The organism is Micromonospora sp. WMMD1102, from assembly GCF_029626265.1.
Taxonomy (GTDB): domain Bacteria; phylum Actinomycetota; class Actinomycetes; order Mycobacteriales; family Micromonosporaceae; genus Plantactinospora.
This window is the reverse complement of record NZ_JARUBN010000001.1, coordinates 989450-1007582: the sequence shown is the minus strand read 5'-3', so window position 1 is coordinate 1007582 and position 18133 is coordinate 989450. Positions and strand designations below refer to the sequence as shown.

The following is an 18133-nucleotide window of genomic DNA, read 5'->3' as shown; positions in this document are numbered from 1 at the left end:
GCCGGAAACCCTCGGCTCGGCTCGACTCAGCTCGTCGGCGGCTCGTCCTTGCCGGCCTCCTCCATCGCGTCGGCCTCCTCCTTGGTGTGGTGCACCGCCTGGTCGGCGTGCTCCGGAGGGCCGTAGATGGTGTAGAGCACCAACGGGTTGGGGCCGGTGTTGACGAAGTTGTGCTTACGGCCGGCGGGTACGACCACCAGGTCACCCTGGGCCACCTTGCGGGTCTGGCCGCTGACCCGGGCCTCACCGGTACCGCTGACGAAGGTGAGGATCTGGTCGATCTCCTCGTGCACCTCCTCACCGATCTCGCCGCCCGGCGGGATCGTCATGATGACCAACTGGGTGTGCTTGCCGGTCCACAACACCCGGCGGAAGTCCGGGCTCTCCTCGGCGACGGTAGCGATAGTGAAGTGCTCCATGCCGCCTTCCTTACCCAGAAAGCGGTGCGTTGATTCCGGGCAGACTGCGACGGATGTGACGGCTGGGACCGGCGGGTCGAGCCGTACCACCGGGGCCGCTCGGCCGCTCCGGAACCAGGTCCGAAGCTCCCACACCAGGTCCCGCCAGGACGCCACCACGGGCGCCACCAGGGCTTCTACCAGGTTCGGCGATTTACCGGGTTTGCTTCGGGGCAGGGTGGGGAACGCCACATCTAGCCGGAACGATCCACAGGGCGGACCGGTCGAGCCAGGTCCCCGCTGGGCGTACCGCCGATTGGCTGCGCGGGCGGGAGACGGCCAGAGCGCGGCGACGCCACGATGCACCGGCGGCGCCGCGCGCTCGTGATCGGGCCCGGCCCGCCGGCACCGCCGCCGGGCGACGAGGGCCGGACGCCCACAGGACTGTGCGGGGCCGGTCCCCGCGGCGCCGGGCCGCACCGCGGGGACCGGGGCCAGGCGAGTTCGCCTGGCCGGGGACGCCCGGCCGGTGGCGCGCCGGCCAGGCGTCCGGGGAACGCCGGTCAGGACGAGACGTGCAGGTGGAACGAGCGGTCGGCGGGTACGCCGGCGCTGGTGAAGGTCTGCACGAAGACCCCGTTCGCGTTGCCGGCGCGGCCGACCACGGCGATCTCGCCGGGCGGCGAGGCGCCGAGGCTGCCGGTCAGGCCGAGCGTGGCGGTGAAGGCCGACCGGACCACGCTCTGGATGAAGACCACCTGGTACTGGCCGGTGGTGATCCGGCTGGACGAGAGGACGCCGAACCCTCGGGCGAGGGTCCCGTTCGCGTTCACCACGGCGAAGTGGCCCTGGGCGGTGGCCGGCAGTCCGGCCGCGGTGGCGGGTACGGCCGCTACGCCGGCCCCCTCGTCGATGCCCTCGGCGGGTGGTTGTTCGCCGATGGCGTCGGCCGGCAGTTCGTCTGCCGTGAGCCTGGCCTCGTTGTTTTCGGACATGGTGGTGCTCCTTGCTGGGTCGGGCCGCTGCCGGCCCGTGGACGAGGGATTGCGGGTCTGGCCACGACGGGTGGTGGCCGTGCCCAGGAGGGGCGGTACCTACCCCGCAGCCGACATTACTCTCCGTCAACACATGACCACACTTAGTACGCCTGTCCGATCGAGGACACCGACCCTGGACAGCAATGCATCGACATAGTTAGATAGTTTTCTGTCGGGACCGGGCGTTGCCGCAGTCGTACCTCCAGAAAGGCTCTCGTCATGCCCGGACGCATCCTGCCCGTCCTGCTCCGCGCTGCCCTGCTCACCGTGGCCCTGCTGGCTCTGCCGGCCGTGCCCGCGCAGGCCGATCCGCTGATCCCGCTGCCGCCGCCCGGTCAACCGGTGGCCACCGACATCACCCCGACCGGTGCCACCCTGACCTGGACCCGCCCGATCGGCCCGGTCTTCCGGTACTCCATGCAGCGGTTGGTCGACGGCGAGTGGCAGGGCTTCTCCTCGATGCCGTTCAATACGGTCACCTTCGTCGCGCTGACCCCGGACACCGAGTACACGGTGGCGGTCCGGGCCGCCGCGCTGGCCGGCTCCGGTTACACCATGAGCCCGCTCTCCGAACCGGTAACCTTCCGTACCCCGCCGGCCGAGCCGGCGCCCGCCTGGAACTGCACCATCGCCATCTCCGTCAGCCAGTACGGCAGCTACCGGGTACGCGGCACCCTGAACTGGTCCGGCCCGACACCGCCGTCGGGCTGGACAATCCGCTTCGACATCGCACAGAACGTCTCCATCACCCAGTGGTGGAACGCGACGGTCTTCCGCACCGGCACCGGGGCCAGCATCACCGCGCTGCCCTGGGACGGACCGGCAGGCAACCCGCCGGCCACCCAGACCTTCGACTTCTCCGGCCGGTGGACCGGGACGTTCGTCCCGCCGAGCGACTTCACCGTCGCTTCCGGCACCCCGTGCACGATCCTGCGGTAAAGCGCTGTCGATCAGGGGGTCGGTGATCCACGTTACGCCCGGCCAGCACCGCGCGGCGGACGGGCGCCCGCCCGGGTTCCCGTTCGCCGCGTCGGCGTACGGCGAGGCGGCAGGGGTTCCCGTTCGCCGCGTCGGCGTACGGCGAGGCAGCATGGAGGGGTGGACGACCCGAGCGCCGGAGGATACGCCCCGCTGGCCCGACTGCTGGCCGGCGGCGACGTCGTGGTGCTCAGCGGTGCCGGCCTGTCGACCGACTCCGGGATTCCCGACTACCGGGGGCCGAGCGGGGCACTGCGTCGGCACACCCCGATGACGTACCAGACCTTCGTCGGCGATCCGCTGGCCCGGCGCCGGTACTGGGCACGCAGCCACCTCGGCTGGCGGACCATCGTCCGGGCTTCGCCGAACGCCGGGCACCGGGCGGTCGCCGAACTCGACCGCCGTGGGCTGCTGGCCGGAATCCTCACCCAGAACGTGGACGGGCTGCACCAGGCGGGTGGCGCCCGCTCCGTGGTCGAGCTGCACGGCAGCCTGGCCCGGGTGGTCTGCCTGGGCTGCGGCGAGATCACCGACCGCGAGGTGCTGGACCAGCGGCTGCGCGCCGCCAACCCCCGGTTCGCCGCCCGCGCCGAGACCGTCAACCCGGACGGTGACGTCGAGCTGCCGGACGAGCTGGTCGAAGGCTTCCGGACCGTGGACTGCCGGTCCTGCCCGGGCGGCATGCTCAAGCCGGACGTGGTCTTCTTCGGCGAGACCGTGCCGGCGGACCGGGTCCGGACCTGCTTCGACCTGGTCGAGCGGGCCCGGCTGCTGCTGGTGCTCGGCTCGTCCCTGACGGTGATGTCCGGCCGCCGGTTCGTGATCCGGGCGGCGAAGCTCGACATCCCGGTGGTGATCGTCAACCAGGGACCGACCCGGGGCGACGACTACGCCGAGCTGACCCTCGACGCGCCGCTCGGCGAGGTACTGCCGGAACTCGTCCGGCTCGCCCACCCGGCCCGGCCCACCACGCAGACCCGGCCGGCCACGCCGACCCGGCCCGCCGCCCCGGCAGGCGCCGAGGCGCGCACCGGTCAGCCGCCGCGCACCACCGGTCCCGCACCGTCCGGCACGGGCGAGCCGCCGGCACCGTCGGGCGTGGGCGGGCCGCCGGCACCGTCGGGCGTGGGCGGGCCGCCGCTGGGTGCGGTCGACACCGTCAGCCGGTAACCCCGCATCCGGTACGGTCCGATGCGCGGGTCGTCCGGCCGGCGGTGGCCGTCGTCCAGCCAGCCGTTGCGGGCGTAGAAGCGGCGGGCCCGCTCGTTGAAATCCCAGACGAAGAGCCGGGCGGAGTCGACCCCGGCCGCCCGCCACCGGTCGACGCACCGGGCGAGCAGTCGGCGGGCCGTGCCCCGGCCCCACTGCTCGGGGTCGACATGGATCTTGTAAAGCTCGACCGTGGTGCCGGGAAACGGGTCCGGGTGGTTGACCGGGCCGGCGAGGGTGAAGCCGACCACACGGTCGCCGCGTACCGCGACGCAGCCGTCGACCTCCGGCGAGCCGAGCAACGCCCCGTAGTAGCTGTCCCGGCGCTCCCGCAGCACCGCGTCGGTCGCGGCGATCTCCGCCGCCGGCCGGACCGCCCGCTGGTAGGCGGCACGGCTGCGCAGGTGCAGTTCGAGCACCGCGTCGGTGTCGGCCGGAGTCGCCTGGCGCAGCACGATCGGCGGCTCGGTCATCGTCTCCCTCTCGCACTCCCTCGTCCCCGTCCCCGCCCGGAACGATGCCGGGCGGGGACGGTTGCGGCCCGGTCCGACTCTACGAGGCCCGGTCAGCTCCCGCCGCTCCCTGCGGGGCGGCCCGGTCGACTCCGCTCCGGCCCCCCGGCGAGCGGGCGGCGCGCAGCACCGCCGCACCGAGCAGTGCCGCGCCGAGCAGGCCGGCCGGGCCCAGCCGGTCGCCGAGGAGCAGCGCGGCCAGCACCGCACCGACCAGCGGCTCCAGCAGGGCCAGCAGCGCCGCGGTGCCGGGCCGGACGGTACGCAGCCCCCGGAAATAGCACAGGTACGCCACCGCGGTCGGCCCGATGCCGAGCGCGACCAGCAGCCCGAGGGCGGCCGGACCGGGCTGGAAGCCGAGCCCGACCGTGCCGGCAGCCGCCGGCACCAGCAGCAGTCCGCCGAGGGTGAAGCCGTACCCGGTGCCGGCGAGTTCGTCGAGGCCCGCGACCGGCCGGGCGCCGACCAGGGTGATCGCGGCGAAACCGGCGGCCGAGACCAGCGCCAGCGACGCGCTGCCGAGTACGGCGAGTTTGCCGAGGTCGCCGGCCGGCAGCCCGACCAGCAGCAGCAGACCGGCCACCGCCAGCGCGCAGGTTCCGGCGGTGCGCCGGTCCGGTCGACGCCGGCCGGTGACCGCCTCCGCGCCGAGCACCAGCAGTGGCGCGGCACCGATGGTGACCAGGGTGGCCAGGCTGACCGAGGTCAGCGACACCGCGCCGAAGTAGCAGGCCTGGTACAGCGCGGCCAGTACGCCGAGGACGGCGATCCGGGCCCAGGCCGCCCGGCCGCGCGGCGGGCGCCGCCCGGTGAGGACGAGAAACGCCACGATCAGGGTTCCGCCGACGGCCAGCCGGTAGCCGGCGACCGCGACCGGGGCGAGTCCGGTGTGCTGACCCAGCAGGGTGCCGGTAAGCCCACCGGTGCCCCACAGCGTGCCGGAGATGACGAGGAACCACAGGCCGGTGCCGGTGTGCCGGCGCACGGGGACCAACGGGGTTGCGGAGGTGTGCATGGGGATTCGCGCTCCTGCGACGGGAGAAGGGATCGGTCGCGGAAGCGGGGCGAGCCCGGATCAACCAACAGGGGACGGCGCATCGGCCGGATCGGCACGACGCGCCGGGGTTGTCGCCCCGCTCAGGAGCGCGGCGGCGGGGTGATCGGGAAGCACCGGTGCACGGCTGGACAGTACCGGCACTTGGCCGGGCTCCCACCGGCGATCCCAGCCGGCGGGAGACCCGGCCCCGGCGTGGCTGAAGGGTCTACAGCGTCAGACGTCGGGCCCTGGCTCGTCGGACGGTCGGGCCCCGGCTCGGGTCAGACGGTCGGGCCCTGCTCGGCGAAACCGCCCTGGCCCTGCTCGGCGAAGCCGAACTGCACCGCACCCTGCGCGTCGACGGCCGCGTCCAGGGCCTTGTCGTCGAGGATCTGCGCGGCCTGCGGGTCGAGGAAGACCCGGGCGCCGTCGCTGTCCACCACCTGGTCACCCTGGGCGGGGCTCTCCGCCAGGGTGAGGTTGAGCGACCCGGCGGAGAGGTCGCTGGCGATACGCAGGCCGGCGCCGTTCGGCACCTCCTGGCGGGCGGTCAGGTCCCGGATCACGAGTACGGCGTTCTCGGTCATGGTGAGCATGCGGACTCCTCGTGGATTGTCGTGTGCTCGGCCCGTACGCCCGACCGGCGGGCTGTCCCGGGCATCCGCGTCAGGCCGGCTGCGGCCCTACAGAGATCGCGGTGGCATCGGTCATGTAGCCAGCCCGTTCGTCTGGTCCGCACACACAGTGCGCAGACCGGGCTGACGCCTGGGTACGGCCGCTGCGGGTCACCCCGGGCACTCGGCTCGGGCGACGGGCCGTACTTGCCCTACGTTGCCGCTTCCAACCCGATTCGTCAAATGCGGCGAGTCGTCCGGCGGGTCGTGCTACGGGCCGCACCGGGCCGGACAGTCCGAACGTTTCCCCAGGTCAGCGCGGCGTTTCGGCGGAAGCCCGGTCCCGGTCGAGCAACCGCCGGATCTCCCGTACGGCGGTCCGGCCGGCCCGGTTCGCGCCGATCGTGCTCGCCGACGGCCCGTACCCGATCAGGTGTACCCGCTCGTCGGCGACCACCCGGGTGCCGTCCATCACGATCCCGCCTCCCGGGCCACGCAGTCGCAGCGGCGCCAGGTGGTCGAGTACGGCCCGGAAGCCGGTGCACCAGAGGATGACGTCGGCGATGAACCGGGTGCCGTCGGCCCAGACGACGCCCTCGGGGACGATCCGGGTGAACATCGGCAGCCGGTGCAGCAGGCCGCGTTCCCGCATCCGGCGCAGCTGCTCCGTCCACACCAGACCGGTGGCCGCGACGACGCTCGTCGGCGGCAGGCCGGCGCGTACCGTCGCGTCGACCCGGGCCACCGCGGCCCGGCCCCACTCCGGGGTGTACCTCCCCTCGGCGATCACCGGCGGTCGCCGGGTGACCCAGCGGGTCTCGGCGGCGACCGTGGCGACCTCGTCCAGCAGTTGCAGGGCGGAGGTGCCGCCACCGACCACCACCACCCGGCGGCCGGCGAACTCGGCCGGTCCCCGGTAGTCGGCGGTGTGCAGTTGCCGGCCGGCGAACGACTCCTGTCCGGGATAGTGCGGCCAGAACGGGTGCCGCCAGGTGCCGGTGGCGTTGACCAGCGCCCGGGTCCGCCACTCGCCGGTGTCGGTCCGCACGGCCAGCCGGCCGTCGGGCCGGTCGTGCACCCCGGTCACCCGTACCGGTCGGTGCACCGGCAGGCCGAACTCCCGCTCGTACGCCGCGAAGTAGCCGGCGACCACCTCGGCGGCCGGGCGGTCCGGGTCGACCTCGCCGAGCGGCCGTCCGGGCAGGTCGCGTACGCCGTGCACGGCGGCCATCCGCAGCGTCGGCCAGCGGTCCCGCCAGGCACCGCCCGGCCCGGCACCGCCGTCGAGCAGCACGTATCCGGTCTCCGGGGCGAAGCCGGACCGGCCCAGGAAATAGCCGGCGGACAACCCCGCCTGACCGGCGCCGACCACCAGCACGTCCACGTCCCGACCGTTCACGTCGTCCCGACCGTTCACGTTCGCACCAACCGCGCCGGGCCGGCGATCCGTACCGGGCGACGGTGGTTCCGTCGGTCACAGTTCGGTGCGATCATCAAGCCATGCGGATGCGTAAATATTTTCCACGCCCGACCGCACGGTCGGCACTCGTCTTCATACTCGCCGCCGGCACGCTACCGCTGCTGGGCAGCGGCCCGGCCGCCGCCGCCGAGCCGGATCCGACGATGAACGACGCGGTCTTCAACCGCCCCACCGGCACGGCCGCCCAGCAGAACGCCATCTTCGTCCAACTCGCCCGGATCATCGACCGGGTACCGGCCGGCGGCGAGATCCAGATGTCCTGGTTCGGGTTCGGCGTCACCGACGTCACCGACTCGGCGACCACGCCCGACCTGCCCGGCCGGCTGCTGAACGCGCACCAGCGGGGGGTACGCGTCAAAATCATCCTGGACCACGAGCAGGTGAGCCAGCGGCCCTACCAGCGGCTGCTGCCGGTGCTCGGCAGCAACGACACCGCCGGGTCGTACATCGTGCACTGTGCCGACAAGTTTCCGACCGCCGACCGGGGCTGCATCGGCACCCGGCGGATCGACTACACCGACTCGTCGGTCACCGCCTACAACCACAACAAGTTCCTGACCGCCTCCAGCATCGTGCGCAACGACGGCTCGACGGTGTCCAACGTGGTCTTCCAGGGCTCGGCGAACCTCGGCTGGTGGGACGCGAACGAGGCGTACAACAACGGGTCGACGTTCAGCGACGCCACCACCTACCAGGCGTACCGGCAGTACTTCGCGGACCTGCGGTCCCACCGCTACAACTCGGCCGGGAACAACGACTACTACTGGGGCACCCCGACCGGCAGCACCTACCGGGCGTACTTCTTCCCCCGGCGGGAGCGCTCCGGGCAGCCGGTCAGCGACCCGGCCACCGACACCGTCGTCAGCGTGCTCGACTCGGTCGCCTCCTGCTACTACGACGACAACGGCACCCGCCGGCAGACCGACGTACGGGTCAACATGTTCTCGTTCAACCGCCCCGAGGTGGCCAAGAAGCTCACCGCGCTGCGCAACGCCGGCTGCTGGGTCGACGTCGTCTACAGCGAGGCGAACAGCGGGGTGCTGAACGCACTGGGCAGCAACGTCCAGCTCACCAAGTGCCACTACAACGTCGGGCCGGGCCGGGACATCCGTACGCACAACAAATACATGATCATCGACGGTGCGTACGACGACGACATCGTGCCCCGGGTCTTCACCGGCAGCCACAACTACAACGTCTCGGCACTGCGCCAGGCCGACGAGGCGATGCTCCGGATCATGGGCCGAGGCATCCACGACGACTATCTCGCCGACTTCTGGCACGTCCGGGACACCTGCCGCGCCAACGGCGGCGCCATCCGCTGAGGTGCAAGGAAGGGGCCCTTCCTATACAAAAAACGATAGGAAGGGGCCCTTCCTTACCGCCCCGGCGCACGACGCGCCGGAGCGTCCGGAGCGCCGTACCCTGATGGGATCACCAACGAGGAGGTCGGCGATGAATCTGCCGGATGGCGTCCAGGTCACCGGACCGATGAGCGACCGCTATGCGGAGATTCTGACCGCCGAGGCGCTCGACTTCGTCGCCCGGCTGCACCGGTCGTTCGACGGGCGCCGCCGGGAGCTGCTGGCCCGCCGCGACGAGCGGGCGGCGGAGCTGGCCGCCGGTGGCGCCCTGGACTTCCTGCCCGAGACGGCGGACGTCCGGTCCGGGGAGTGGCGGGTCGCCGAGCCGGCACCCGGGCTTGTCGACCGGCGGGTCGAGATCACCGGGCCGACCGACGCCAAGATGACGATCAACGCGCTCAACTCCGGCGCCAAGGTCTGGCTCGCCGATCACGAGGACGCCAACACGCCGCTCTGGCAGAACGTGGTCGAGGGGCAGCTCAACCTCCGGGACGCGATCGCCCGCAAGCTGGAGCTGCACACCCCGGAGGGGAAGCACTACCGGCTGCGCGAGGGCGAGCTGGCCACCATTGTGGTCCGGCCGCGCGGCTGGCACCTGCCGGAGAAGCACGTCCTGGTCGACGGCGAACGCACCTCGGGCAGCCTGGTCGACTTCGGCCTCTACTTCTTCCACTGTGCCCGGCCGCAGCTCGATGCCGGCTCCGGCCCCTACTTCTACCTGCCGAAGCTGGAGAGCCACCTGGAGGCGCGGCTCTGGAACGACGTCTTCGTGGCCGCGCAGGAGCAGCTCGGCATCCCGCGCGGCACGATCCGGGCCACCGTACTGATCGAGACCTTCCCGGCCGCGTTCGAGATGGACGAGATCCTCTACGAGCTGCGCGAGCACTCCGCCGGGCTGAACGCCGGACGCTGGGACTACATGTTCAGCGTGATCAAGAAGTTCCGCACCCGGGGCGCCGACTTCCTGCTGCCGGACCGGAACGCGGTGACGATGACCGCGCCGTTCATGCGGGCGTACACCGAACTGCTGGTCCGGACCTGCCACCGGCGCGGCGCCCACGCGATCGGCGGGATGGCGGCCTTCATCCCCAGCCGGCGCGACCCGGCGGTCAACGAAACCGCGCTGGCAAAGGTCCGGGACGACAAGACCCGGGAGGCGAACGACGGCTTCGACGGCTCCTGGGTGGCCCACCCCGACCTGGTGCCGGTCTGCCGCGAGGTCTTCGACGGCGTACTCGGGGACCGGCCGCACCAGCTCGACCGGACCCGCGAGGAGGTGGCGGTCAGCGCGGCGCAACTGCTGGACGTGGCGGCCACCCCCGGCACACCGACCGAGGCGGGACTGCGCAACGACGTCAGCGTCGGAATTCAATACCTGGCGAGCTGGCTGGCCGGCTCGGGTGCGGTGGCCATCTTCAACCTGATGGAGGACGCGGCTACGGCCGAGATCTCCCGTTCCCAGGTCTGGCAGTGGCTGCACAACGACGTCACCCTGGACACCGGCGTCCGGGTCACCCGGGAACTCGTCGAGCGGATCGCCGACGAGGAGATCGAGAAGCTCGGCGCCGACCCCGGCCGGTACGCCGAGGCACGCGGCCTGTTCATGGAGGTCGCCGTGGCCGACGAGTTCGTCGACTTCCTCACCCTGCCGGCCTACGAACGAATGCCCTGAAGCGGATGCCGAGAGGCGGATGCGCTTAGGCGGATGTCCTGAGGCCGGCGACGAGCGGATGCCCTGACCAGCGCGGAGACGACCGGAGGTCGACGATGGCCGCGACGGTGATCGAGAGGTTGACCGGTGAGCTGCGCGGCGCGCTCGGCGCCGAGCAGGTGATCGACGACCGGGCCCGGTTACGGACCTACGAGTGCGACGGGCTGGCCCAGTACCGCGTGGTGCCGGCGCTCGTGGTGCTGCCGCGAACCGCCACGGAATGCGCCGTGGTGGTCCGGGCCTGCGTCGGCGCGGGCGTGCCGTTCGTGGCCCGGGGCTCCGGCACCGGGCTCTCCGGCGGCGCCCTCCCGCACCCCGACGGGGTGCTGATCGTCACCTCCCGGCTGCGCGCCATCCGCGAGGTGCTGCCCGCCGACGAACGGGCGGTCGTCGAACCGGGCGTGATCAATCTGGCGGTGACCCGGGCCGCCACCCCGTACGGCTACTACTACGCCCCGGACCCGTCCAGCCAGCAGATCTGCTCGATCGGCGGGAACGTGGCGGAGAACTCCGGCGGGGCGCACTGCCTCAAGTACGGCTTCACCACGAACCACGTGCTCGGGCTGGAGGTGGTCACCCCGGACGGCGACCTGGTCCGGCTGGGCGGGGCGGCACCGGACAGCCCCGGTTACGACCTCGTCGGCGCCTTCGTCGGCTCGGAGGGAACCCTCGGGATCGCCACCGAGGTCACCGTACGGCTGGTCCGGTTGCCGGAGTCGGTGCGTACCCTGCTGGCCGCCTTCCGCACCACGGACGCGGCCGGTGCGGCGACCTCGGCGATCATCGCCGCCGGCGTGGTGCCGGCGGCGGTGGAGATGATGGACGCACTCGCCATCGAGGCGGCCGAGGCGGCGGTGCACTGCGGCTATCCGGCCGGGGCGGGGGCGGTGCTGATCGTCGAACTGGACGGCCCGACCGCCGAGGTCGAGGCACAGTTCGCCGAGGTGGAGCGGCTGTGCCGGGCCAACGACGCGTTCGAGATCCGGATCGCCGCCGACGACGCCGAGCGGGCACTGTTTTGGAAGGGCCGGAAGTCCGCCTTCGCGGCGGTCGGCCGGATCAGCCCGGACTACATCGTGCAGGACGGGGTGATCCCGCGTACCGCCCTGCCGGAGGTGCTGCGCCGGATCGACGAACTCGCCGCCGAACGGGGCATCCGGGTGGCGAACGTCTTCCACGCCGGGGACGGCAACCTGCACCCGCTGGTGCTCTTCGACGACGCCGTCGAGGGGCAGGCCGAACGCGCCGAGGAACTCTCGGGCGCCATCCTCGACCTCTGCGTCGCGTACGGCGGGTCGATCACCGGGGAGCACGGCGTCGGGATGGACAAGGCGAAGTACCTGCCCCGGATGTACACCGACGACGACCTGGACACCATGCAGTTGCTGCGCTGCGCCTTCGACCCGCGTTCGCTGGCCAACCCCGGCAAGATCTTCCCCACCCCCCGGCTCTGCGGCGAGGTGCCCGGCCGGCACCGGGGCGCGCACCCGCTCCAGGAGGCCGGTCTCGCGGAGGTGTACTGAGCGATACTCCCGGAGGTGTACTGAGCCATGCTGCCGCTCGACCCGAACACCGAGCAGCTCGACCCGAACACCGAGCAGCTCGACCCGAACACCGAGCAGCTCGACCCGAACACCGAGCAGCTCGACCCGACCACCGAGCAGCTCGCCCGGCTCCGGGCCGCGCTGGCCGAAGCCGGCACCGCCCCGCCGGCCGGGCCGGACGACGCCGGAATCGTGCCGATGGTCCGGGCGGGTGGGCCGGTGGACGTGCTCGGCGGGGTGCGGGCCCGGATCGTGGCGGCGCCCGGCTCGACCGCGCAGGCGGCGGCGCTGCTGCGGGCCGCCGCCGAACTCGGGCTCACCGTGGGGTTCCGCGGCGGCGGCAGCCGGTCGGACTGGGGCAACCCGCCGCGCGCCCTCGACCTGCTGGTGGAGACCCGCCGGCTGACCGGAGTGGTCGAGCACGCCGCCGGCGACCTGATCGCGGTGGTCCGGGCCGGCATCCCGCTGGCCGACCTCCAACGGGCGCTCGCCCCGGCCGGGCAGCAGTTGGGGCTGGACGACCCGGTCGGCGGCGCCACCGTCGGCGGCGCGGTCGCGTGCAACGGCAGCGGGCCACGCCGGATGCTCTACGGCACCGTCCGGGACCTGCTGATCGGCGTCACGATGGTCCGCGCCGACGGGGTGGTGGCGCACGCCGGGGGCAAGGTGGTGAAGAACGTCGCCGGCTACGACCTCGGCAAACTCGTCACCGGGGCGTACGGCACGCTCGGGCTGGTCACCGAGTGCGTGTTCCGGCTGCATCCGGTGCCGGCCGCTCGGGCGTACCTGCGCTGCCGGGTCGACGCCGGACGCGGCGACGGTGTGGCGGACGGGCTGGCGCGGGTCGGGCGGCTGCTCGGCAGCGTGCTCGGCGCCCAACTGGTGCCGGCCGCCCTGGAGGTCGACGCGCCGCCGGAGGGCGGTCACGAGGTGGTGCTGCTGCTGGAGGGGACCCCGGCCGGAGTCGCCGGCCGGGCCGAGGCCGCCGCCCGGCTGCTCGGCACCGACAAGGTGACCGGCGCGACGGCGCCACCCTGGTGGGGGCGGTACCCGTGGCAGCCCGGCGACACCGGGCTGAAACTGACCGGGGTGCTCTCCGGAGTACCCGATCTGCTGGCGGCGGGCCGGGCGGCGGCCGACCGGCACGACGTGCCGGTCGGGGTGCGCGGCTCGGCCGGCACCGGGGTGCTCTACGCCGGCCTGCCGGCGGCGGCCGACCCGGACCGGGTGGCCCGGGTCGTCGAGGAGCTGCGGGGTGCCGCCACCGAGGTCGGCGGGCACGCGGTGGTGCTTACCGCGCCGGAGCCGGTCCGGGACCGGGTCGACCTGTGGGGGCCGGTGGAGGGGCTGGAGCTGATGCGCCGGGTCAAGCAGCGGTTCGACCCCGATGCCCGGCTGGCGCCCGGCCGTTTCGTAGGAGGAATCTGATGCCTTCGCCCGCCGCACCAGCACCCGACCCGGGCATCCCGAACAACGATCTGGACGCTGTGCCCGGTGGGCCGCCGCCCGCTCCCGATTCGCCGTCACCCGCTCCCGATTCGCCGTCGCCCGGCGGTACCCGGCCGGCGAGTGCGCCCCGGGACGTGCTCGGGCTGCTCGGGCCGGCGCCCGGTGGGCCGGCATTCGACGGGCACCGGCCGCCACCCGCCGCCCTCGTCGCCGACTGTGTGCACTGTGGATTTTGCCTGCCCAGCTGCCCCACGTACGTGCTGTGGGGCGAGGAGATGGACTCGCCCCGGGGACGGATCCACCTGATGCGGCAGGGGTTGGAGGGCGAGCCGCTGCGCGAATCCATGGTCGGGCACTTCGACGCCTGCCTCGGCTGCATGGCCTGCGTCACCGCCTGCCCGTCAGGAGTGCGCTACGACACGCTGATCACGCACACCCGACAACAGGTGGAACGCCGACACCGCCGCCCCGCCCGGGAACGCGCGCTGCGGGCGGCCATCTTCGCGCTCTTCCCGTATCCGAAGCGGCTGCGGCTGCTGCGCGGACCGCTACGGGCGTACCAGGCCAGCGGGTTGCGGGCGCTACTGGGGCGTACCGGACTGCTGCCCCGGCTGGCGCCGACGCTGGCCACCCTGGAGTCGCTGGCTCCCCAGCTGACCCGGGCGCCGAAGGCCCCGGACCGGGTACCCGCGTACCGGCCGCGCCGGGCGGTGGTCGGGATGCTCACCGGCTGCGTGCAGAGTGCGTTCTTCCCCGGGGTGAACGCGGCGACGGCCCGGGTGCTGGCCGCCGAGGGCTGCGAGGTGCTGCTGAACCCCGCCCGGCAGGGCTGCTGCGGCGCGCTCAGCCTGCACAACGGCCGGGAGGAGGAGGCGCGCCGGTTCGCCCGGGACCTGGTCGACGCCTTCGACGGCACCGGCATCGACTACTTCGTGGTCAACGCCGCAGGCTGCGGCTCGGCGCTGAAGGAGTACGCCGACCTGCTCGCCGACGACCCGGCGTACGCCCAGCGGGCCGCCGCGTTCGCCGCCCGGGTACGCGACTTCTCCGAACTCCTCGTCGAACTCGGCCCGGTCGCCCGGCGGCACCCGCTGCCGGTGAGCGTCGCCTACCACGACGCCTGCCACCTCGGGCACGCCCAGGGCATCCGCAGCCAGCCCCGGGAACTGCTGCGGGCCATTCCCGAGCTGGAGCTGCGGGAGATCGCCGACCCGGAGCTGTGCTGCGGCTCGGCCGGGGTGTGGAACGTCCTCAACCCGGAACCGGCGGCCGAACTCGGCGAGCGCAAGGCCCGGAACGTGCTCGGCACCGGCGCCCGGCTGCTGGTGACCGCCAACCCGGGCTGTCTGATGCAGATCGCCGCCGCGCTGCCCCGGGCCGGCGGCGGCCGGATCGGGTTGGCGCACACCGCACAGGTGCTTGACGCCTCCATCCGGCGACTGCCGGTGCGGCGGCTGCCGGTGCGGCGGCTGCTCTCCTGACCCGCCCCGGCGGATCGGACCCGTCGGGGCGGGTCAGCTCTGGTAGAGCCGGCGGGCGTACTCGGCGCCGTAGTAGCGCTCCAGCTCCTCCAGCGACTCCTCGGTCTTCTGGACCCGCTTGACGATCTGTGCCTGCGGCGGCAGCGCCTCCGGGTGCCAGCTCTCCGGCCGCCACAGCGCCGAGCGCATGAACGCCTTGGCACAGTGGAAGAAGATCTGTTCGATCTCGACCACCAGGGCCAGGATCGGGCGGTGTCCCTTGACCACCATCTGGTCGAAGAACGGCGCCTCGCGGACCAGCCGGGCCCGGCCGTTGATCCGCAGCGTCTCGCCCCGGCCGGGAATCAGGTAGACCAGCCCGACGTGCGGGTTGGCCAGGATGTTGCGGAAGCCGTCCGCCCGCCGGTTGCCGGGGCGTTCCGGGATGGCGATCGTGGTGTCGTCGAGCACCAGCGTGAAGCCGGGCGGGTCGCCCTTCGGCGAGACGTCGCAGTTGCCGTCCCGGTCGGCTGTCGCCACCAGGCAGAAGGGTGCGGCGGCCAGCCACTCGCGGTCGATCTCGTGCAGACGTACCCGTTCCTTCGTCACCGCCCGGGGGATCGGTTCGCCGAGCAGCTCGCGCAGCTCCGCCTCGGACGCAATCTCCACCAGCTCCGCCGGTGCCACCATCGCCGCCTCCCCCGTCAGACTTCTACCCCCTCCAAGCTACGCCCGTGCCGGGCGGTTGGTAAGGACCCGATGGCGGAGTGGGAACTCGGCGGGCCCGGTGGTCAGAGGCCGAGTGCGCCGATGGCGGCGGGGAGGGTGGCCGCGGTGGCGAGCTGGCGTACGTCGTCGCGCTCGCGGAGCCAGATCTGGCAGGTGGTGCCGTCGAAGTGGGCGGCGACGGGCTGTCCGGGATGATGGCGGGCGAGTCGACGGAGTAGGGGTACGGGATCGTCCACGGTGCCAGGGGTCGGGTGCTGTGGGACCGGGATCGGCTCGCTCGGATCGTCGGGGACGTTGGCGGCGACGGCGAGTTCGAGGTATTCGAGGCAGAACGCGGTCGCGGCTTCCGGGGTGTGCCGGGTGGGCGGGTCGGCGGGGGCGGGCGGGCGGCCGGGGCGGTCGATGGTGACGTCCCAGCTCTCGCCCTGGACGAGCCGGAGGTCGCCGACGTTGCGGCGGTGGTCGGTGAGGGTGATCGTGGCCGTCAGGCGCAGCCCGAGCACGAGCCGGACCAGGTCGGCCAGGGGTGGCACGTCGGGTCTGCGGGCGAGCAGGAACAGTCGGCCACCGGCCCTGCCCCGGGCGGCCCACCGCAGATGCTCGGTGAGCGGATCGGCGTCGGGCTGGTGCAGGGTGACGGTCCCGTCCCGGAGTTGCTGGTCGAGGTTGCCGCCGCCGTCGAGTTCCACCAGGTCCTGCGGGCGTACGCCGAAGTGGTCGGCCCAGGCGGCGAGGCGGAACTGTCCGGGAAGCTGGTGTAGGGGTTTGCCGCCGGGGTGGGTCGCCACGTGCGGTGCGGAGACGTGTCGACCGGCCCGCCAGTGCTCCTCCTCCCCCGCCGGCCTGGTCGGCCCCACCCCGGCCGGACCGTGAATGACGCCGGTCGCCGTGTTGGCGACCAGGTCGTCGATGATCCGGCTGGTCAGCTGGTACTGGCCGGTGACCAGAGTGTTGGCCCCCTGCAGGCCGAGGAAGTGCCCGGGCATCAGCGTCCGTTCTCGTCGGTGGGCTTCGGGTAGGACTGCCCCGGCGGCAGCGCGTACGGCTCGACCAGCCCCAGCAGGCTGGTCGACGCGCGGCGGCGCAGCGCCTCGTCGTCACGCCTGCGGGCCGCCGCCTCGCCGGCGGTGCGGGGCACCAGCTTCGACTCCGCCTCGTCGGTCTGCCCGTCGCTCAGCGAAGCCAGCACCGAGCGTGCCCGACGGGTGGCCCGTCGGCGGGCGGTGGCCAGCTGCTTGGCCTCGGCCCTGGCGTGCTCGCGGTACTCCTCGCGCTGGGCAACGGACAGCTGCCCCTGCGGGTATGCGGTGCATAGGTGCTCGCCGTCGAGGTACACCTCAATCTGCCGGTCGTCGTGCGGCATGTAGCGAATCTGCACCTTCTGCCCGCCCCGGCCGGTCATCCCGGCGCCGAGGTAGTACAGGTTGTTGTGCCGCACGCCGTACGGACCGATCGTCTTGTCCTCGCCAGCGAGCATCAAATGCCGCAGCAGCGCCGCGTCGACCCGGTGCAGCACCGTCGAGTCCTCGTTCCACGTCTGCAACGGCGTCAACCCGTCCAGCATGGAATGCGGCCGCTCGGTGTTGTACCAGGCCACCCAGGGGCTGAAGTAGTCGGCCACGAACCGCTCCAGCCGCATCGGCCGGATCACGGCGTCCTGGGCGGCCTCCCGGTTGCGGGCGGTATCGGACAGCGGCCCGTGCAACCGGCCAGCCGCGTCGCGCGGGCCGTGGGTGTAGCCGGGCAGCCCGCACAGCAGGGTCTGCTCGATGGTCAGATGGATCCGCTCGATCTTGCCCTTGAGGTAAGGGGTGAATACCGGCAGCTGGTGCTGATCGACCACCAGCGCAGCGAGGGCCTCTTCCACAGCCTGGGCGGCGAACTCCAACCCCCGGTCAATGCGGGTCCGGGCCGGCACCGCCCCGAACGGGCCGCGCTGCGCATCGTGGGTCAGCGCCATCCGCAGCGCGGTCAGCACCGTCGCCGTCGACGGCGTCAGCGTGATCGCCCAGCCGACCAAGGCCCGGGTGTCGTCGTCGATGACGCTGGTCAGCCACGGTGTGACCGCACGGCCGCGCCGCGGCAGCAGCAGGATCGGCAGCTGCCTGTGGTCAAGCTCCCAAACCTGGTTGCGCGGCGTCCATGGCCGCTCCAGGTACACGTCGGCCGCCCGGCGGCCGCCCTCACCGGTCGTCCAGTACGCCCGCTCGCCCGGGGTCATCTGCTCGGCGAACGCGCGTTGCAGCGTACGCAGCGCCACCGGCGCGGCGCCGGCCCAGCCGTCGACGAGGAACTGAGGCACCGGCACCCCGGCCGCCCGGTCACCGCCGGCCACCACCGTCGCCCGTGCCCGGGCCACCGCGGCGACGTTGCCCCGGAAGTACGCGAACGCCTCTCGGTCCGCCTCGCTCAGCGCGTACCGCTCCGGGCGCACCGGCCGGGTCTGCCGCTGCCCGCGGGCCAGCCATCGGCGTACGGTGCGCTCATCAACGCCGTGCCCGGCCGCAGCCAACCGCACATGCGCCACCGTCAGCTCTCCGGCATCGCGCAACTGCACCAGCCGGGCCACCGTCGCCGCCCGCTGCTCCTCAGCGACCTGCCGGCCCACGAGG

The 18133-nt window shown here is 73.0% G+C and carries 15 protein-coding genes and 1 pseudogene; 7 read left to right on the top strand and 9 right to left on the bottom strand.

What is annotated here, in order from left to right; genetic code table 11:
- Window positions 1-26: 26 nt before the first annotated feature.
- On the bottom strand, window positions 27-419 hold the full coding sequence (locus tag O7626_RS04625) for a cupin domain-containing protein (protein ID WP_278059569.1): 393 nt from the start codon (window positions 417-419) through the stop codon (window positions 27-29).
- A gap of 542 nt (window positions 420-961) precedes the next feature.
- A complete protein-coding gene (locus tag O7626_RS04620; RefSeq protein WP_278059567.1) occupies window positions 962-1393 on the bottom strand; it encodes a hypothetical protein in 432 nt (143 codons plus the stop codon).
- A gap of 261 nt (window positions 1394-1654) precedes the next feature.
- Between O7626_RS04620 and O7626_RS04615 the strand changes: the two genes are divergently transcribed.
- Together O7626_RS04615 and O7626_RS04610 are read left to right on the top strand one after the other, a co-directional pair.
- Window positions 1655-2374: a fibronectin type III domain-containing protein gene (locus O7626_RS04615; protein WP_278059565.1), complete on the top strand. Its 720-nt coding sequence runs from the start codon at window positions 1655-1657 to the stop codon at window positions 2372-2374.
- Between the two features lie 159 nt (window positions 2375-2533).
- The gene (locus O7626_RS04610; RefSeq protein ID WP_347404749.1) at window positions 2534-3583 is read left to right on the top strand and encodes an NAD-dependent protein deacetylase; all 1050 of its coding nucleotides are present in this window, start codon (window positions 2534-2536) and stop codon (window positions 3581-3583) included.
- A 71-nt stretch (window positions 3584-3654) separates the two neighbouring features.
- Here O7626_RS04610 and O7626_RS04605 read toward each other — a convergent pair.
- From O7626_RS04605 to O7626_RS04590, 4 genes and pseudogenes are all read right to left on the bottom strand, one after another.
- Window positions 3655-4095, bottom strand: a pseudogene (locus tag O7626_RS04605) (GNAT family N-acetyltransferase); the annotation flags it as partial.
- Between the two features lie 79 nt (window positions 4096-4174).
- On the bottom strand, window positions 4175-5149 hold the full coding sequence (locus O7626_RS04600; protein WP_278059561.1) for a DMT family transporter: 975 nt from the start codon (window positions 5147-5149) through the stop codon (window positions 4175-4177).
- A gap of 302 nt (window positions 5150-5451) precedes the next feature.
- Window positions 5452-5766, bottom strand: coding sequence for an adhesin (locus tag O7626_RS04595; protein WP_278059559.1), 315 nt, complete (start codon window positions 5764-5766; stop codon window positions 5452-5454).
- A gap of 331 nt (window positions 5767-6097) precedes the next feature.
- A complete protein-coding gene (locus O7626_RS04590) occupies window positions 6098-7201 on the bottom strand; it encodes an NAD(P)-binding domain-containing protein (RefSeq protein ID WP_278059557.1) in 1104 nt (367 codons plus the stop codon).
- An 83-nt stretch (window positions 7202-7284) separates the two neighbouring features.
- Here O7626_RS04590 and O7626_RS04585 point away from each other — a divergent pair, with 83 nt between their 5' ends.
- From O7626_RS04585 to O7626_RS04565, 5 genes are all read left to right on the top strand, one after another.
- A complete protein-coding gene (locus tag O7626_RS04585; protein ID WP_278059554.1) occupies window positions 7285-8589 on the top strand; it encodes a phospholipase D-like domain-containing protein in 1305 nt (434 codons plus the stop codon).
- Window positions 8590-8719: 130 nt separating this feature from the next.
- Window positions 8720-10300 (top strand): malate synthase A, encoded by a 1581-nt coding sequence (aceB, locus tag O7626_RS04580; protein ID WP_278059552.1) that lies wholly within the window; start codon window positions 8720-8722, stop codon window positions 10298-10300.
- Between the two features lie 95 nt (window positions 10301-10395).
- Window positions 10396-11862, top strand: a complete 1467-nt coding sequence (locus O7626_RS04575; RefSeq protein WP_278059550.1) for an FAD-linked oxidase C-terminal domain-containing protein — start codon at window positions 10396-10398, stop codon at window positions 11860-11862.
- 27 nt (window positions 11863-11889) lie between these two features.
- Window positions 11890-13311 carry an FAD-binding oxidoreductase gene (locus O7626_RS04570; RefSeq protein ID WP_278059548.1) on the top strand — a complete coding sequence of 474 codons (1422 nt, stop codon included), beginning with the start codon at window positions 11890-11892 and terminating at the stop codon, window positions 13309-13311.
- Entirely contained in the window at window positions 13311-14813 is a 1503-nt protein-coding gene (locus O7626_RS04565; RefSeq protein WP_278059546.1) for a heterodisulfide reductase-related iron-sulfur binding cluster, read from the top strand. The genes O7626_RS04570 and O7626_RS04565 overlap by 1 nt, the downstream gene beginning before the upstream one ends.
- A gap of 33 nt (window positions 14814-14846) precedes the next feature.
- Here O7626_RS04565 and O7626_RS04560 read toward each other — a convergent pair whose 3' ends face one another.
- The 3 genes from O7626_RS04560 to O7626_RS04550 all read right to left on the bottom strand — a co-directional run bounded on the left by O7626_RS04560 (window position 14847) and on the right by O7626_RS04550 (window position 18129).
- A complete protein-coding gene (locus O7626_RS04560; RefSeq protein ID WP_278059544.1) occupies window positions 14847-15482 on the bottom strand; it encodes a pyridoxamine 5'-phosphate oxidase family protein in 636 nt (211 codons plus the stop codon).
- Window positions 15483-15583: 101 nt separating this feature from the next.
- Window positions 15584-16507 carry a hypothetical protein gene (locus O7626_RS04555; protein WP_278059543.1) on the bottom strand — a complete coding sequence of 308 codons (924 nt, stop codon included), beginning with the start codon at window positions 16505-16507 and terminating at the stop codon, window positions 15584-15586.
- The gene (locus tag O7626_RS04550) at window positions 16507-18129 is read right to left on the bottom strand and encodes a Mu transposase C-terminal domain-containing protein (protein WP_278059541.1); all 1623 of its coding nucleotides are present in this window, start codon (window positions 18127-18129) and stop codon (window positions 16507-16509) included. The genes O7626_RS04555 and O7626_RS04550 overlap by 1 nt, the downstream gene beginning before the upstream one ends.
- Between the last annotated feature and the right edge of the window lie 4 nt (window positions 18130-18133).